Origin of the sequence: Streptomyces sp. NBC_01717 (assembly GCF_036248255.1) — a bacterium.
Taxonomy (GTDB): domain Bacteria; phylum Actinomycetota; class Actinomycetes; order Streptomycetales; family Streptomycetaceae; genus Streptomyces.
The window spans coordinates 432,775-449,090 of the sequence record NZ_CP109178.1; the positions used below are offsets into that span (position 1 = coordinate 432,775).

Sequence of the window (16,316 nt, forward strand, 5' to 3'; positions counted from 1 at the left end):
CTTCTACGAACCCGGGACCCCCGCCGTGCGCTTCCCGTACGCACCCGGCGCGCGTGCCCGGCCACCGAACACCGACAGGCACAGCGGATGAATTCGACGGAGGTTTCTCAATGACGAGGCGACCACGCAACATCACCGCGCTCATGGCAACGCTGACGAGCTCCTGCCTCCTTCTCGCCGGGTGCACGGGCACCGAGGAGTCCGGCGGCAGCGTCAGCACGGATGGCATGATCAGCCATATCAGCTACGCGGGCATCGGCGGCGGCAGTGCGCCGCAGGCCAATTACAACCCGTTCCTGGACGCCTCCCAACTGGTGGCGACGAACTTCGTGTACGAAACCCTGTACGTCATCGAGCAGAACAGCTGCAAGGAGGTCCCCTGGCTGGCGAAGTCCTACAGCTGGCGGGACTCCAGGACGCTTGTCTTCGACATCCGTGACGGTGTCCAGTGGAACGACGGCCAGGCCTTCACCGCGAAGGACGTCGCCTTCACCTTCAACATGATCAAGAAGCACGACGTTCTGGACACCAAGGGGGTCTGGCCCCTGCTCGACTCGGTGAAGGCCACCGGTGACGACCAAGTCACCTTCTCCCTCAAGGAACCCGGCGCCTCACCGTTCACGATCATCAACTCCGTGCGCATCGTCCCCGAGCACATCTGGTCGAAGGTCAAGGACCCGACGAAGTTCGCCAACGCCAAGAACCCGGTGGGCACCGGCCCGATGAGAGTGAAGTCGTTCAACCCCCAGCAGGTGGTGACCGAGCGCAACCCGCGCTACTGGCAGGCCGACAAGGTCAAGGTCAAGGAGGTCTGGTTCAAGGCGAACACCGGTACCCCCGAGATCGAGCAGCTCAAGATGGGCCGGGGCGAGTACGACACCAACGGAATGTTCATACCGAACGTCCAGAAGTCGTACGTGGACCGCGATCCGAAGCACCACCACTACTGGTACGCGCCGGGCATGGTGATGAGCGTCTACATGAACCTCACCAAGGCCCCCTTCGAGGACGTCGCATTCCGGCGCGCGCTGACCAGCGCCTTCGACCGAGGGTCGGTGGCAAGGAAGGCCCAGCTCGGCTATGTCAAGACGGCCAGCCAGACGGGTCTGGTGCTCCCCGGCCAGAGCGACTGGCTGCCGCCGGGCACCAAGGACGGCGGCCGTGTCGGCTTCGACCCGAAGGCCGCCGAGAAGGCGCTCACCGAGGCCGGGTACAAGAAGGACTCCCAGGGGCGGCGGCTCGGCAAGGACGGCAAGCCGATCTCGTTCAAGTTCAAGGTCCCCACCGCGTACACGGACTGGGTGGCGGCGGCGGAGATCCTCGTCAAGAACCTCAAGGCGCTCGGACTGCAGGTCGAGCTGGACCGCACGTCGCCCGAAGCCCACGACGAGGACCGTGCGTACGGCCGCTACGACATGATGTTCGGAGCGCACGGCGGCGACTGCAACATGTCCCTCGGTTTCGGCCACCCGCTCGGCAGTGACGGCACGGCCCCCATCGGCAAGCGGGCCTTCAGCAACGAGGTGCGCTGGAAGGACAAGAAGACCGACGACCTGCTTGCCGATCTGCGGACCGCCAGCAGCAAGAGGGACCAGAAGAAGGCCGTCGCCGGCCTCGTCGAGATCATGCAGACCGAGGTTCCGATGATCCCGATCTGGTACGGAGCCAAGTGGTTCCAGTACGACACCACCAGGGCCGTCGGCTGGCCGAACGCGAAGAATCCGTACGCCGCCGGGGGCGACAACCTCATCCTGCTGACGCATCTGCGTCCGGCCAGGGGCTGACCGGGATGATCTACTTCATCCGCCGTGCCGGCTTCCTCCTGGCCACCCTCTGGGCCGCGGTGACGCTGAACTTCCTGATCCCCCGGCTCCAGCCGGGGGATCCGGCCCAGGCGCTTCTGTCCCGTCTGGTGGGCAAGACCGGCGTGATCGATCCGGACCAGCTGGCAGCCGTCCGCAAGATGCTCGGCGCCCCGGACGGAAACCTGCTCGCGCAGTACTGGGACTACCTCGGGGCGCTCGCTCACGGGCAGTTCGGTATCTCGTACACCTATTACCCGTACAGCGTGGGCGACGTCGTCGCCCAGGCCGTGCCCTGGACCCTGATGCTGGTCGGCGTGACGCAGATCCTGTCGTTCGTGATCGGCACGCTGCTCGGAGCCTGGGCCGCGTACCGGCGCAACAGCCGGGTCGACACGGTGATCACGCTGGGCTCGACCTTCGTGGGCACGCTGCCGTTCTTCTGGATCGCGCTGCTGCTGGTGTTCGTCTTCGCGATCAGTCTCAACTGGTTTCCCGAGGGCGGTGGTTACGGTGGCGGCAGCAGTCCGGGCTGGACCTGGCTGTTCTTCTCCGACGCCTTCCAGCACAGTGTGCTGCCCGCGGTCGCCCTGCTGATCACCGGACCGATCGGCTGGATCATCGGCATGCGCAACAACATGGTGCAGACCCTCGGCGAGGACTACGCGCGCCTCGCCCGCGCCAAGGGGCTGCCGCGGCGCCGGATCGCCCTGACATACGGCGCGCGGATCGCCATCCTGCCGAACGTCACGGGCTTCGCGATCGCGCTCGGCAGCATCCTCGGTGGCACCGTTCTCGTGGAAAGCATCTTCAGCTATCCGGGCCTGGGGCGGCTTCTCCTCGAAGCGGTCACCAACAAGGACTTCCCGCTCATGCAGGCGCTGTTCCTGTTCACCACCGTCGGGGTGCTGATCGCCAACTTCCTCGCCGATATGGCGTACGGGCTCCTGGACCCGCGGGTCCGGCGGACGGAGGCGGCATGACCATCGCGAACACCCCGAGCGCCACGACAGCGGCCACCGCCGGGGACACCGAAGGCGTACAGATCGCCGCGATCACCGCGGGCAGATCACGGCGGCTGCCCGGCTGGTTCCTCATCCTGTGGCGCAACGGCAAGTGCCGCATCGGTCTGCTGCTCCTTGCCGCCTTCGTCCTGGTCGCGCTGTGTGCTCCGGTCATCGCCCCGTTCGCACCCCGCACGGACACCTTTGCCCTCTCCGAGGGACCGACAGCCGCCCACTGGCTGGGAACCACGGCACGCGGCGAGGACGTCTTCTCGCAGCTCGTCTACGGAGCACGGACCTCACTGATCGTCGGCGTGGTGGCGGGCACGCTGTCCACCCTGATCGCGGTCGTCGTCGGGCTCACCGCCGGCTATCTGCAGGGCGTGGTGGACGAGGTGCTGTCGTTCTTCATCAACCTCGGCCTCGTCGTGCCGGTGCTGCCCCTGATGATCACTCTGGCGGCCTACGCGCCGGTCAAGGGCCTCGGGCTCATCATCATCGTGATCACCATCACCGGCTGGGCGTTCGGCGCCCGCGTCAAGCGCGCCCAGATCGTCACACTACGGACCCGCGACTACGTGACTGCCGCCAAGTTCGCAGGCGACAGTACCGCTCGGATCATCGCGTTCGAGATCGCGCCCAACATGATCTCGCTGATCGTGGTCGACTTCATGGGATCGGCCCTCGGCGCGATCGGTGCCGAGGCCGGACTCGCCTTTCTCGGCCTGGGCGATCCCTCGACGACGAGCTGGGGCACCATGCTCAACCAGGCGAGCATGGGCGGCGCGATGACAACGGGCCAGTGGGCGTGGCTGATCGCGCCGGGGCTGGTACTCGCCCTCCTCGTCACCTCGTTCTCACTCATCAACTTCGGCGTCGACGCACTGAGCAACCCCCACCTGAGGGAGGACTGAGATGGCTCTGCTCCAGGTCAAAGACCTCACCGTCACCTACAGTCCGCGCGGCGCCCGCGCCGTACGGGCCGTCAACCGGGTCGGTTTCGAGGTCGCCGAGGGCGAGTTCGTCGGCCTGCTCGGCGAGTCGGGCTGCGGCAAGTCGACCCTCGGCAACGCGATCCTGCGGCTCCTGGAGAAGCCCGCCTCGATCACCAGCGGCAGCATCACGTTCGACGGACGCGACATCACGCACGCGGGCGAGGACGAGCTGCGGCCGCTGCGCTGGGCCGACCTGTCGACCGTCTTCCAGTCCAGCATGAACTCGCTCAACCCGGTGATCACTGTGCGAGAGCAGTTCGCCGACACCTTTGCCGCGCACCCCGAGGCTGCGGGCGAGAACCTGGACGTGGACGAACGCGCGGGCGAGCTGATGGAGTTGGTGTCGCTCGAGCGAGGCGTGCTGAAGCGCTACCCGCACGAGTTGTCCGGCGGTATGAAGCAGCGTGTCGCTCTCGCGCTCGCCCTCGCGCTCCGGCCCCGGTTCGTGCTTCTCGACGAGCCGACCACCGGCCTCGACGTGGTCGTCCAGCGCGACATCCTCGACCGGCTCCGGGAGCTGCAGCGACAGCTCGGCTTCGCCGTGCTGTTCATCAGCCACGACCTCGGTACGGTCATGGAGATGGCCGACCGCGTGATGGTGATGTACGCGGGCGAGATCGTCGAGAACCAACCCGCCGCCGACATGGTCGCCGCCCAACTGCACCCCTACAGCACCGGCCTGCTCGGCTCGTACGCCGATCCCCGCGACGAGGTCGTCCACGTCGCCTTCATACCCGGCCGGCCGCCGGACCTGTCCCGCGAGCACGCGGGCTGTCTGTTCGAGCCGCGCTGCGCAGTCGCCGTCGACGCCTGCCGCACCCGGCACCCCGAGCTGCTGCCCGCCGCACACGGCCAGGCCCGCTGCCTGCTCGTCGAAGAGTCCGCGGGCGCCGGGGCGCCGCCGGGGCAGGCAGCCTCGGCCGATCGCCCCACCTCGGTGTTCTCCGCCCCCGCGGGTGCCCGCGACCGGGGCGCCGTCGACGCCGAGCCGGTGCTGGTCGTGGAGCACGCTAGCAAGACGTACAGGACGAAACGCGGCCTGCGGACCACGACCGTCCAGGCCGTGGACGACGTGTCGTTCGCACTGCGGCCGGGGCGCGTCAGCGCCCTCGTCGGCCAGAGCGGCTCGGGCAAGACCACCATCGCCCGGCTTATCACCGGGGTGGAGCGGCCCACCACCGGAGCCGTCCGCTTCAAGGACGAGCGCGTGGACAAGCTGCGGCGTCGGGCCCTACGCGGCTACCGACGGCATGTGCAGCTGGTCTTTCAGGACCCGTTCTCCGCGCTCAACCCCACCCGTACGGTCGCCTACTCGCTCAGCCGGCCGCTGCGGAACCACCTGGGCATGGACCGGCAACAGGCCCGTACCCGCGCCGCGGAACTCCTCGAGACTGTCGGTATGAGCCCCGCCGAACAGTATCTGGACAAGCTCCCCAATCAGCTCTCGGGCGGGCAGCGGCAGCGGGTCGTCATCGCGCGGGCACTCGCACCGGAGCCGGAGGTGCTCGTCGCCGACGAGCCGATCTCGATGCTGGACGTGTCCATCCGCGCCGAGATCGTCGAACTTCTCGACCGGCTCGTACGCGACCGGGGCATCGCGATGCTCTACATAACGCACGACCTGCTCAGCGCCCGGCTCCTCGCCGACGAGGTACTCGTGCTCAACAAGGGCATCCTGGTCGAGCACGGGCCCACGCTCACCGTGATCGGCGAGGCCAAGGATCCGTATACGCGCAAGCTGCTTGCGGCGATTCCCCGGCCGGGCAGAACGCGAACGGAGACCGTCGGGGCGTGACAAGGGGGGCTCACCGCGTGAAACGGTGAGCCCCCCTTGTGGCGCTTGCGGCAGGGCACGAGCGGCGCAGCCGGTACCCGGGGAGAGCGGTGACGGCCGACCGCGTCAGCGTGGCCCCCTCGTCGCCCCGCCGGCCCCGTGCGCACGGACCGGCGGGACCGGAGCGGAGACCACGACCGTCAAGGACTCACCTGCACGAGGACCGCGGACGGCTGAGGCAGTTCGAGCGTGAGGAATACCGCGTCCCTGGTGTGCTTCAGCGCTGCGGGCTCGGCCACCAGCGCGTCCGCTGAACGCAGTTGGGCCCATTGCTCGTCGGTGGGCCAGTCGCTCACCCCGAGGCGCCCGGCCAGCGTGGTGACATCGCCGTGCTCCGCGTCGAGGCGGGTGATCCGCGCGGTGGCACCCTCGCCGAGGCCGTCGAGGCGCAGTCGGACCGTACGTGCCAGGGCGGCGTCGCCCTGGGCCTTCTGCTGGTCGAGTGTGTGGTTCCAGAGCAGGATACCGAGCGAGCCGTCGTCGTGCCGCGAAGCCCACGACTGTACGAGTCCGTCGGCGCCGTCGCCCTGTGCGGTCACCGGAAGCTGCGTGCGGCCGAGGCGGGAGAGCAGCCACAGTGCGTGGTAGCGCGCCTTGGCGATTCCGCCCACCGTGATCAGGCCGAACCCGCCGTGCAACAGCCTGGGCGGCCGGCCGAGCTCCTCGAAGTGATCACTGGCCACCCAGTACGAGAGCGCCTCCATCCGTCCCGCCGCGGAACGCATCCCGTGCAGCAGGAACGTAGCCGATGAGACGGTGTCGTTGACCGGGTTGAAGTGGGATGGCGTGACGCCCCACTCGGTCCACACGATGCGCGCCGTACTGCCGTATCGCTCCAGCGTGGGGCGCAGGTCCAGCGGCGCGTTGCCGTAGGTGTGGGTGGTGACGAAGTCGACCGGTGAACCGGAGCGGGCGGTGTGCTCCAGGAGCTCGTCCACCCAGGCCGCGGCCGCCGAGGACGGGCCGCCCACGGCAAGTCGCGGGTCGACCGACTTCACTGCGGATGCGGTCACGTCGTACAGGTGCATCCACATGTCGCGCGTACTGGACCAGAAAACCCCAAGGTTGGCTTCGTTCCACACCTCGAAGTCCCAGCCGAGCACCTCGTCCTCGCCGTAACGGTCCATCAGATGCCGTACCAGGGCGCTGATCAGGTCGTGCCAGCGGTCCCAGCTCTTGGGCGGCGAGACGATGGCGCCGTACTCGAACACGGTCTTCCCGTTGTCGCTCGCCAAGTCCTGCGGCATGAATCCGAGTTCGACACAGGGTCGCAGGCCGATCGCCGTGATCCGGTCGTAGACCTCGTCGACCAGGGTGAAGTCGTACACGGGTTCGCCGTCGACCTCGCGATAGACGCCCAGGTCGTCATGGAGGATCGCGTGCGCCCGCACCGCATGGACGCCGATCTCGTCGTGCACCCGGCGCAGCGCGGCCTCCAGCTCGGTGCCGATCGTCCTGCCGCCGGAGGTCTCGGTGCACAACAGCTGGCTCAGCCGCTCGCTTCCGATCATCGGCTGCCATGGTCGGGACAGCGGCTCACCGGCAGCCGCGGCGTCCACCGCCAACGCGACCTGGGGAACTGCGCCTTCGGGCTTCGCCGAGCCGCCGGTCACCACGTCGCCCGGCCGGCCGCATTCGGTCACGGTCGGAACGGATGCGACCGCGTAGTCGTAGACGACTCCCGGCTCGCCGGTGGTGTCGACGTACCAGACGTCCGGAATGGCCAGTACGTCGCGGCCGAGGTGGTCCACCGGCTTGAGTTCGTCCCGCGGTGCCCCGGCCGGGGCCCGGTGCACCAGGTAGCCGATGGCTTGCTCGACGGGCTGCCAGCGCAGCAGCACGTGTCCGGTGCCCTGCGTGAGGGTGAGTCCGGCCGGGGGCGGCAGATCGGGGGCGGGGGCCGTCACACGGGTGTCGGACCGGGTGGTGATCCGCTGTTCCCAGTCCTGGCGAGCCGTGAGATCGCGGCCCGCGCCGCTCTCGCAGCCGCTCTCCGCAACGCGCTCGATGCCGGTGCTCATCAGTCCTCCAGGCCGTCGTTCGCAGACATGTCCCTGGTCCCGGACGCTCACGGGACGGGTGGGTGTCCGGTCGTGAAACCGGTTTCAGGATCAGCTCACAGCACCCCAGGCCGCATGTCAAGACCGTGATCCCTTGGGGCCGTCGGACCGTACGGGGCTTATGAGCAACTGCAGTTGGGGTTCCCGTGAGCCCCGAGCCCGGATCCCACCGGAGCGTCTCCGCTCACGACGCCCGGTACGCGCGCGGCGGCATGCCGAAGTGCGCGCGGAACCGTCGGGAGAAGTGAAACTCGTCGGCGAAGCCCAGTGTCCTGGCGATCTCACGATGGGTCATGTCGGTGAGTCGCAGCAGCGTCGCCGCTGCCTGCAGACGCCGCACGCTGCGGAAGGCGGACGGTGTCTGACCGACCTCCGTGGTGAATCGGCGGCGGAACGTGTCGTACGTCAGGCCCGACTCCGCCGCGACGGTCTCCAGATCCACGCTGCCCGTGAGGTCGTCGGACAGCCGGCTCACGCCCTGGGCGACCTCTGGACTGAGGTCGGGTGCGGAACCGTCGGGCGCTCCGCCCGAGTCCGCGGCGTCGTGCAACCAGTCAACCAGCGCGAACAGTTGGTGCTCCGCGGCACGCTGCGAGCGCGGCGGCGTCCGCAGCACACTGCGTAGCGCCTCGATCGAGGGCACGGGGCGCGGGTAGCGGGGCCCGGCGACCGTGAGACCGCTCAGCTCGGCCACGGAGTCGAACAGCGGACCCGTGAAGACGACGAAGAGCTCCGTCCAGCGCCGCCCCGGGTCGGTTCCGTACCAGTGCGGGACGCCGGGCGGCACGATCGTGTGCGCGCCGGGCAGGAGCCGCTCCTCGCGCCCTTCGGCGTCTCGATAGGTACCCTCGCCCTCAAGGACGACTGAGAGAACGTACTGGTCCATGACTCGCAGGGTCGAGGGCATGATCGGTTCGTCGTCGACCACCTCGCCCGCGAGTACCACCTGACCGAGCCGTGTCACGGGCCCCTCCGCGACCGCGACGACCGTACGCACACCCATGCGAGCGACTGTACCGGCGCCAAAACGTTCATGTCCGTGCCGCCCACGTACATTCCACGGCCCTCGCCCGTCGCCCTAGCGTCGAGGGCGTAGGGATCACTCCCGTCCGAAGCACTCCCGTCCCGCATGGTCCAGGAGGCCCCCATGACAGCGACCCCCACCGTACGCAGCGGTCTGGTGACGCCCGAACTGCGCGAACAATACGAGAACGAGGGCTACTTCGTCCTTGAGAAGGCGCTCACCGACGAGCAGCTCCAGCTGTTGCGTAGCGGCGCGCAGTACTCGATCGACCGGCTCGATGCCGAGATGGACGCAGCCGGCGTCGACCGGATCGGCATCAACCATCGAGGCAAGCGCTACTTCAGCAACATGATCTACCAGCAACGACCGGAGCTTCGGCAGTTCCTGTTCAGCGACACCGTCGCCGAGATCTGCAGGGCCACCCTTGGCGAGGACGCCTACCTCTTCTGGGAGCAGTACGTCATCAAGGCGGGCGATCCGGCGACGGCGTTCGCCTGGCACCAGGACTCCGGCTACGTGCATGAGGATCACGAGCCCTACGTGACCGTGTGGATCGCGCTCGACGACGTCACCGAGGACAACGGCCCGGTCTATCTGCTGCCGTACTCGCGCTCCGGAATCAAGTCGTACGTGAAGCACATCACGGACCCTTCGACCAACGACCGGGTCTGCTACTTCGGCTCCGACCCCGGCATCCCGATGACCGCACCGGCGGGCTCCATCGTGGTGTTCTCGAGCGTCGTGATGCACCGCAGCGGCCCCAACTTCACCGACCGCAACCGGCGGGTGTACATCGCGCAGTACTCCAAGGAGATCATCACCGCCAAGGACGACGCGGCCACGCCGCAGGGAGCCGTCGAACGTTTCCTCGACGGCGGCGAGGTCGTGGCGGACATCTGAAACGGGAGGGAGCGGGAAGATGAGGAAAGATGCGATGAGCGAAGCCGTCCGACGACCGACACCGCGCCCCACCTACGACCACCCCACCGTCATCCGGCAGCAGGACGCGGTGCGCCATCTGTGGGGCGACCCGAACGGTTCGGGCCATGTCAGCGACCAGGTGTACGTGTCCTCAGCGGACCTGCATGTACTGCAGTTCACGCTCACCCCGCGCGGACGGTATGTGCACTCGGCGATGAACCCCACCGTGTTCGGCGCCGACGTGGCGTACGTCGTGCTCGAGGGGGAACTCGTCCTGATCGATCCGGAGCACGGCGAGGTTCGTCCGCTCACGGCGGGGGACGTCGGATTCTTCCGCCGCGACACCTGGAACCACGCGGTGAACCCCCGCCACGAGCCCGTACGCGTACTGGAGTTCTTCTCCCCGCCGCCGTCACGCAACACCGCTTCGCCCTATGCGCGCAGCAAGCCGCTCCTGGCGGAAACGCACTATCGCGACGCCCGTTGGGACAGGCGGTGGCCGGCCGCGCAGGCCGAGCGGGACGCTGCCGCCCGTCTTCACGTCGTACGCGACGAGGACCAGTTGCACTGGCTTCCCGAGGAGGACGGCGGCCATCTGGCGGGGACTGCGGTCGACACCGAGTATCTGACCGTCACGCGCGGGCGGCTCTCACCCGGGCACACGGGAGAGGTGCACACCACGCTCGACGAGACCGTGCTGTACGTCACGGACGGCACGCTGTATGTCCATCTTCCCGCGCACGACGGCCCGGCATGGCATCGCGTCGAACCGGACGACGCCGCCTACCTGCCGAAGGGGACCGCGTACCGGCTGGTGGACGTCGACGGCAGCGGGGCCCGCTACTGGGCGGGCGCCGGGCGCGTACCGGAGGGATGGCAGCCGTGAGCACGCTGCTGACCGGCTCCGAGGCCGAAGGCGCGCGCGTGGTGGTGGCCCTCGACATCGGGGGCACCACGCTCGTCTCCGGTCTGGTGACCGCCGACGGCACCGTGCTGCACTCGGCCGCACGCCCTGCCGTGCGGGACGGAAGGCGGGATCCGGATCTCGTCGGCACCGTCACCGTGGCGCGGGAGATGACCGAGGCGGCCGCAGCCATCCGCGCGCAAGTGGTCGGCATCGGTGCCGGTTTTCCCGAATATGTGGATGCGACAGGGAAGTTGACCAGTCGCGAGGTCCTCGACCGGGCCGTCCAGCCCGCAGACCTGCTCGACCCGCTGATACCCGGACGGCCGGTGGTCGTGGAGTCGGACGTGCGCTGTGGGGCACTGGCCGAGGCCCGGTTCGGCCGCGGCCGCGGGCTCGGCTCGTTCCTGTACGTCTCCCTGGGCACCGGACTGTCCGCCGCATTCACACAGGGCGGACGGGTGTGGGAGGGGCATCGCGGGGAGGCGGTGGCATTGGGCAACTGGGAAGTGCCCGCGTCCGTCGACCCGGAATTCTCCGCTGCCGTACGCGACGGTCGTACGCCGAACCTCGAGGAGTACGTTTCCGGCGCCGGCATCGCCGCCCGGTACGCGGCGGCCACCGGAGCCGACGTCACCGAGGCCCGCCAGGTCGTGCTGCGGGCCGCGGCCGGTGACGGCGCGGCGGCCGCGCTGCTCACCACGGCAGGCAGGGCCCTGGGCGCCGCACTGGGGTGGGCGGTGTCGCTGCTCGACCCCGAGGCGATCGTCATCGGCGGCGGACTCGGCACCGCCGGAGGGCTGCTCCACGAGGCGGCGTGGGACACCTACGCCGAGCGCTCCCCGCGCCCGGGCCGGCCCCCGATGCGCTACGCCGAGCTCGGCGAGCGGTCCGGGCTCCTCGGCGCAGCGCTGGGCGTGTGGGACCATCCGGCCGTGAACGGTAGCGCCCGGTGCGCCTCCCGCTCCCGGCCGCTCGCCCCGCACCGGACCCCGTGACCGTACGCGCCGCACGGGACGCCGTGACCGTGCGCGCCACATCCTCCACGACTTGGTGGCGCGCACGGCCGACAAACCCGTCACGTCCGCCCGTTCAGGTGCGTGATCTCACCCGTCCCAGCCCCCCTTCCCCCGTGCGGCGTCCGCCCCTAGGCTGAGCGCGCTTTCGGGCAGGTCAAACGGCTTGCCGGATGCGCAGGTCAAGGGATGCAGGAGAGGCAAGGCAGCACCATGAGTACTCCGACGGTGTACGACGTCGCCGAGCAGTCCGGCGTCTCCATCGCGACGGTGTCGCGCGTGTACCGCAATCCCGACTCCGTACGCGCCTCCACCCGGGAACGAGTGCTGGCCGCCGGTCGCGAGCTGGGATACGTGCCCAGCGGTAGCGCTCGGGGACTGGCCAGCCGTACGACGGGAGTCCTCGGCCTCTACTTCCCCGACATCCACGACGCCGTCGCGGAGAGCGTCCCGACGGTGGACGACACCGAGCTGATGCTCTATTCCGACCAGGTGATCCGTGGCATGGAACGCGCCGCCCGGCAGCACGGCTACGCGCTCCTGATCGCCGCGGCGCACGCGGAACGCGCGAGTGAGCAACTCGCCGAGGTCGCGGGGCGGGTGGACGGGCTCGCCCTGCTGGCCCAGACCGGGATAGCGAGCGAGGACCTGGAGGTCATTTCGAGACGGCTGCCCGTCGTCATGCTCGCCGGGGACCGGGACGCCGACCACGACCACATCGAAGTGGCCAACTTCGACGGGCAGTTGGAGCTCACCCGACATCTGATCGCCGACCATCGCCTGCGCAGACTGGCTTTCATCGGCGGCCCGGCGGACTCCCCCGACGGCGAGGCGCGCTTCCGCGGATTCCAGGCGGCCCACCTCGAGGCGGGGCTACCGCTTCCGCAACAGCCCGATGCGCGGGGCGATCTGACCCAGGATGCCGGCCGCCGTGCCGTCGAGGGGCTCCTCGACCTACCGGGGCAACGCCCCCAGGGGCTGGTGCTCGCCAATGACCAGATGGCTGTGGGTGCGCTGCATGCGCTGGCGTCGCACGGCATCGGCGTGCCGGGCGACATGACCGTGACCGGCTTCGACGGGATCCCGCTGAGCCGCGTGGTGCGGCCCGCGCTGACGACCGTACGACAGCCGATGGGCCGGCTCGGACAGGAAGCGGTCGAGCTGCTCGTCGCCAGGATCGCGGACCGTCAACGGGTCTCCGTAGCACGGGTGTTGCCGGTGACGCTGATGCGGCGGGCCAGTTGCGGCTGCGCGACGCAGTGAGCGCCGCAGCCGGCCGCACAGCGAGCGGTGCAGAACACCCTTGCAGCACACGGAATTCCGCACGTTTACGAAAGTGTTACCGACGCGCCCCTTGAGGCCACCCGAGGCATGCTGCAGGGTCATCCGTGCGCCAATCTGTAAGCGCATACATGAAGCGCATACATGAAACGCACACATGCACTCGAGGAGGAGTCACATGTCACGCATCGCCAAGTCCGTCGGCCTGGCCATGACAGTGGTCTCGGCCATCGGTCTGACCGCCTGCGGCAGCAGCGGCGGCAACGGGGTCGCGGCCGACGCCAAGCAGACCGTCACCGTTTGGGCCATGGGCGAGGAAGGTGCGCGACTCCAGTCCGTCACCAAGGAGTTCACCAAGGAGCACCCCAACATCACTGTCAAGGTGACCCCCGTCGGCTGGGACGTCGTCCACCAGAAGCTGGTGGCGGCCGCGGCTGCCGGCAAGCTGCCCGACATGGCGCAGATGGGCTCCACGATGATGGGCGAGTTCATCTCCCTAGACGCCCTCGAGCCGGTGGACACCCAGACCTTCGACAAGGACGACTTCTTCCCTGCCGCCTGGAACGGCAACGTCCAGGACGGCAAGGTCTACGGAGTGCCGTGGTACGCCGACACCCGGGCGCTCTACTACCGCACCGACCTCGCCGACAAGGCCGGCGTCACCAAGGCCCCGACCACCTGGAAGGAACAGAGCGACCTCGCCTCCGCGTACCAGCGCAAGGCCGGGGCCGACTGGGGCACGGCCCTCCAGCCCGGCAGTACCGGCGCCTGGCAGGGCTGGCTGCAGTACCTCTACTCGGCGGGCGGCGAGCTGCTCGGCAAGGACGGCAAGCCCGCCCTCGACTCCCCCGAGGCCATCAAGTCGTTCACGGAGTTCGGCCACTACTTCGACGCCGGGCTCGCCAAGAAGAACTTCGTGCCGGGTGAGGACGTCCTCAAGGGCTTCGCCTCGGGCAAGACGCCGATGTTCCAGTCCGGCCCCTGGATGGTGCAGAACATCGCGGACCAGGCGCCCCAGCTGAAGGGGAAGTGGAAGGTGGTGCCGGTGCCGGCCGACAAGACCTCCACGTCCTGGGTCGGCGGCGCCTCACTGGTCACCTTCAAGGACAGCGAACACAAGGCGGCCGCGGAGGAGTTCACCAAGTTCCTCAGCACGCCGAAGATGCAGGCGCACTGGTACGAGATAGCCAAGTCGCTCCCCGCGAACAAGGCCGCATGGAACGAGCCCGCCCTCAAGAGCGGCGGAGAGTCCCTCAGCGCCTTCAAGCAGTCCCTCGACACGGCCGAGGCGGTCCCGCCGATGGCCAAGTGGAACGAATTCGCCGCCCAGATCGAGAGCGCCCTCGAGAAGATCGCGCGTGGTGCCGACCCGGCCGCAACGGCGAAGCAGCTCCAGAAGTCCACCGAGGGCCTGGTGGGCTGACCTCATGAACAGCACCGCCGCCGAGGCCGGCGCGCCGGAACGGGCACCGGGATCCGCACAGCACCCGGCCGTCCAGGGCGCGCCGGCCGAGGAGCCAGGGGCGGCCCGGCCCCGCCGGGACCGGCTGTCCCGGCAGAATCTGGCCGGCTGGCTCTTCTCCACGCCGTTCCTGTCGCTCTTCCTCACCTTCATGGCGTTTCCCATCGTCGCCACGCTGGTGATGAGCTTCACGGACTTCGGCCTCCGCAATGTCACGGACCCGCTCTCGGTGAATTTCATCGGCTTCGACAACTACACGAAGCTCTTCGAGGACGAGAAGTTCGTCCGGGCACTGCTCAACACCGGCTACTTCGTGGTGCTCGGCGTGCCGCTGACCATCGGCAGCGGACTCCTGGCGGCGGTGCTGCTCAACTCCGGCATCGACCGGATGCGCACCTTCTTCCGTGTCGGCTTCTATGCGCCCGTCGTCACCGCCATCGTCGCGGTCGCCGTCATCTGGCGCTTCGTCCTGGACCCCGGCGAAGGACTGATCGCAGGGCTCGGACACCAGATCGGCCTGGACACACCGGACTTCCTCGGCTCCGAGGCGCTTGCCATGCCCTCCCTGATCGTGATGGCGGTCTGGCGCAACATGGGCACCGCAATGGTCCTCTTCCTCGCCGGGCTGCAAGCCATCCCGACCGACGTCCGGGAGGCGGCAAGGATCGACGGTGCGGGGGTCTTCCAGGAGTTCCGCAGGATCACGGTCCCCCTTCTGCGGCCGACCATGCTCTACGTCGCGGTGATGACCTCCATCGGCTTCCTCAACGTCTTCGAGGAGCCGTTCGTGATGACCGACGGCGGCCCGTCGGACAGCACGCTGACGATCTCCCTGCACATGTACCGGGAGGGCTTCAACTTCTTCCACATGGGTTACGCCAGCGCCATGGCGTACGTCCTGTTCGTGATCGTCCTGGCGGTCACGCTGCTCCAGCTCCGTCTGCTGAAGGACAAGACCGCATGAGCGCCACCGAGACCCGAGCCCATTCCGCACCCACGGTCCGCGCCGCGCCGCAGTCCTCGGGCGCCCGCGGCCGCAAGGCGCTCGTCTACGTCCTGCTCAGTGCCGGTCTGCTGGCCATGGCCGCGCCGTTCCTGTGGATGGCGCTGTCGGCCTTCAAGACTCCCCAGGAGCTGGGGGCCAGCCCGCCGGCGTGGATTCCGACCGAGTGGACTCTGCAGAACTTCAGGGATCTGCTGGCGAAGATGGACGTCGGCCGGGCCCTCTTCAGCTCGGTGCTGGTGGCGGTACTCGTCACGGTCTGCAATCTGCTGTTCTGCTCGATGCTGGGTTATGCCCTGGCCAAGCTGAACTTCGTCGGGAGGAAGCCGGTGTTCGGCGTCGTCCTCGGCGCACTCATGGTGCCGGGCAACCTCATGCTGCTCCCGCAGTTCGTGATGATGAGCCAGATGCGGCTGCTCGACACCTACACGGCGCTGATCCTGCCGTTCGCGGCAGGTGCCTTCGGGGTCTTCCTGATGCGGCAGTTCATGATGGCCATTCCGGACGAGCTTCTCGAGGCGGCCCGCATCGACGGAGCCCGCGAGTGGTTCATCTTCTGGCGGATCGTGCTGCCTCTGGTCAAGCCGGCCCTGGCGACGCTGACGATCTTCGTGTTCCTCGGCTCCTGGAACAACTTCCTGTGGCCGCTGATCGCCACCAACGACCCGGACAAGTACACGCTGCCGGTGGCCCTGGCCACCTTCGCCACCGATCCGACCAAGGCGGACGGCTCCAACGGCGTCCTGATGGCGGGGGCCTTCCTGGTGGTGCTGCCGGTGCTGCTCGTCTTCGTCCTCCTTCAGCGTTTCTTCACGCAGGGCATCGCCACGGCGGGTCTCAAGTAGTCCCCGGGCCACGATGCCCTGCCTCCCCTGAGCCCGTGCGGGGCCGGCCCTTCCTGACGACGGCCGGCCCCGCACGGCACCCACAGTCGTATCCACGCCTTTCGCCCCAGGAGTCGCCCCCGCACGGACCACCGCTCATGCCCCGCACTCGCACGTGGCGCAGGC

The 16,316-nt window shown here is 68.6% G+C and carries 13 protein-coding genes; 11 read left to right on the forward strand and 2 right to left on the reverse strand.

What is annotated here, in order from left to right:
- The first annotated feature begins 110 nt into the window (after positions 1-110).
- From OHB49_RS01985 to OHB49_RS02000, 4 genes are read left to right on the forward strand one after another with little or no spacing between them, the layout of a single operon-like run.
- Positions 111-1,784, forward strand: a complete 1,674-nt coding sequence (locus OHB49_RS01985; protein ID WP_329157370.1) for an ABC transporter substrate-binding protein — start codon at positions 111-113, stop codon at positions 1,782-1,784.
- Positions 1,785-1,789: 5 nt separating this feature from the next.
- Positions 1,790-2,785, forward strand: coding sequence for an ABC transporter permease (locus OHB49_RS01990; RefSeq protein WP_329157372.1), 996 nt, complete (start codon positions 1,790-1,792; stop codon positions 2,783-2,785).
- Positions 2,782-3,720, forward strand: a complete 939-nt coding sequence (locus tag OHB49_RS01995) for an ABC transporter permease (protein ID WP_329157374.1) — start codon at positions 2,782-2,784, stop codon at positions 3,718-3,720. Before OHB49_RS01990 ends, OHB49_RS01995 begins: the two co-directional genes overlap by 4 nt.
- 1 nt (position 3,721) lies before the next feature.
- On the forward strand, positions 3,722-5,596 hold the full coding sequence (locus tag OHB49_RS02000) for an ABC transporter ATP-binding protein (protein ID WP_329157376.1): 1,875 nt from the start codon (positions 3,722-3,724) through the stop codon (positions 5,594-5,596).
- Positions 5,597-5,775: 179 nt separating this feature from the next.
- On the opposite strand, the gene OHB49_RS02005 is transcribed toward OHB49_RS02000, so the two are convergent.
- Both OHB49_RS02005 and OHB49_RS02010 read right to left on the reverse strand, forming a co-directional pair.
- A complete protein-coding gene (locus OHB49_RS02005; protein WP_329157378.1) occupies positions 5,776-7,656 on the reverse strand; it encodes a GH39 family glycosyl hydrolase in 1,881 nt (626 codons plus the stop codon).
- A gap of 223 nt (positions 7,657-7,879) precedes the next feature.
- Positions 7,880-8,698 (reverse strand): helix-turn-helix transcriptional regulator, encoded by an 819-nt coding sequence (locus OHB49_RS02010; protein ID WP_329157380.1) that lies wholly within the window; start codon positions 8,696-8,698, stop codon positions 7,880-7,882.
- A gap of 144 nt (positions 8,699-8,842) precedes the next feature.
- Between OHB49_RS02010 and OHB49_RS02015 the strand changes: the two genes are divergently transcribed.
- From OHB49_RS02015 to OHB49_RS02045, 7 genes are all read left to right on the forward strand, one after another.
- A complete protein-coding gene (locus OHB49_RS02015) occupies positions 8,843-9,619 on the forward strand; it encodes a phytanoyl-CoA dioxygenase family protein (RefSeq protein ID WP_329157382.1) in 777 nt (258 codons plus the stop codon).
- A 34-nt stretch (positions 9,620-9,653) separates the two neighbouring features.
- Positions 9,654-10,526 carry a hypothetical protein gene (locus OHB49_RS02020; protein ID WP_329157384.1) on the forward strand — a complete coding sequence of 291 codons (873 nt, stop codon included), beginning with the start codon at positions 9,654-9,656 and terminating at the stop codon, positions 10,524-10,526.
- Positions 10,523-11,542: an ROK family protein gene (locus OHB49_RS02025; RefSeq protein ID WP_329157386.1), complete on the forward strand. Its 1,020-nt coding sequence runs from the start codon at positions 10,523-10,525 to the stop codon at positions 11,540-11,542. The genes OHB49_RS02020 and OHB49_RS02025 overlap by 4 nt, the downstream gene beginning before the upstream one ends.
- Positions 11,543-11,773: 231 nt before the next feature.
- Positions 11,774-12,823 (forward strand): LacI family DNA-binding transcriptional regulator, encoded by a 1,050-nt coding sequence (locus tag OHB49_RS02030; protein WP_329157388.1) that lies wholly within the window; start codon positions 11,774-11,776, stop codon positions 12,821-12,823.
- 196 nt (positions 12,824-13,019) lie between these two features.
- Positions 13,020-14,264 (forward strand): extracellular solute-binding protein, encoded by a 1,245-nt coding sequence (locus OHB49_RS02035; RefSeq protein WP_329157390.1) that lies wholly within the window; start codon positions 13,020-13,022, stop codon positions 14,262-14,264.
- Between the two features lie 4 nt (positions 14,265-14,268).
- Positions 14,269-15,267, forward strand: a complete 999-nt coding sequence (locus OHB49_RS02040) for a carbohydrate ABC transporter permease (protein WP_329157392.1) — start codon at positions 14,269-14,271, stop codon at positions 15,265-15,267.
- Positions 15,264-16,151 carry a carbohydrate ABC transporter permease gene (locus OHB49_RS02045; RefSeq protein ID WP_329157394.1) on the forward strand — a complete coding sequence of 296 codons (888 nt, stop codon included), beginning with the start codon at positions 15,264-15,266 and terminating at the stop codon, positions 16,149-16,151. Before OHB49_RS02040 ends, OHB49_RS02045 begins: the two co-directional genes overlap by 4 nt.
- Positions 16,152-16,316 lie beyond the last annotated feature (165 nt).

Excerpts from the sequence above, each read along its gene's own strand:
- OHB49_RS02030 (WP_329157388.1), top strand. The coding sequence starts at position 11,774 with ATGAGTACTCCGACGGTGTACGACGTCGCCGAGCAGTCCGGCGTCTCC.
- OHB49_RS01990 (WP_329157372.1), top strand. The coding sequence starts at position 1,790 with ATGATCTACTTCATCCGCCGTGCCGGCTTCCTCCTGGCCACCCTCTGG.
- OHB49_RS02015 (WP_329157382.1), top strand. The coding sequence starts at position 8,843 with ATGACAGCGACCCCCACCGTACGCAGCGGTCTGGTGACGCCCGAACTG.
- OHB49_RS02035 (WP_329157390.1), top strand. The coding sequence starts at position 13,020 with ATGTCACGCATCGCCAAGTCCGTCGGCCTGGCCATGACAGTGGTCTCG.
- OHB49_RS02010 (WP_329157380.1), bottom strand. The coding sequence starts at position 8,698 with ATGGGTGTGCGTACGGTCGTCGCGGTCGCGGAGGGGCCCGTGACACGG.
- OHB49_RS02040 (WP_329157392.1), top strand. The coding sequence starts at position 14,269 with ATGAACAGCACCGCCGCCGAGGCCGGCGCGCCGGAACGGGCACCGGGA.
- OHB49_RS02005 (WP_329157378.1), bottom strand. The coding sequence starts at position 7,656 with ATGAGCACCGGCATCGAGCGCGTTGCGGAGAGCGGCTGCGAGAGCGGC.
- OHB49_RS01985 (WP_329157370.1), top strand. The coding sequence starts at position 111 with ATGACGAGGCGACCACGCAACATCACCGCGCTCATGGCAACGCTGACG.
- OHB49_RS02020 (WP_329157384.1), top strand. The coding sequence starts at position 9,654 with ATGAGCGAAGCCGTCCGACGACCGACACCGCGCCCCACCTACGACCAC.
- OHB49_RS01995 (WP_329157374.1), top strand. The coding sequence starts at position 2,782 with ATGACCATCGCGAACACCCCGAGCGCCACGACAGCGGCCACCGCCGGG.
- OHB49_RS02045 (WP_329157394.1), top strand. The coding sequence starts at position 15,264 with ATGAGCGCCACCGAGACCCGAGCCCATTCCGCACCCACGGTCCGCGCC.
- OHB49_RS02000 (WP_329157376.1), top strand. The coding sequence starts at position 3,722 with ATGGCTCTGCTCCAGGTCAAAGACCTCACCGTCACCTACAGTCCGCGC.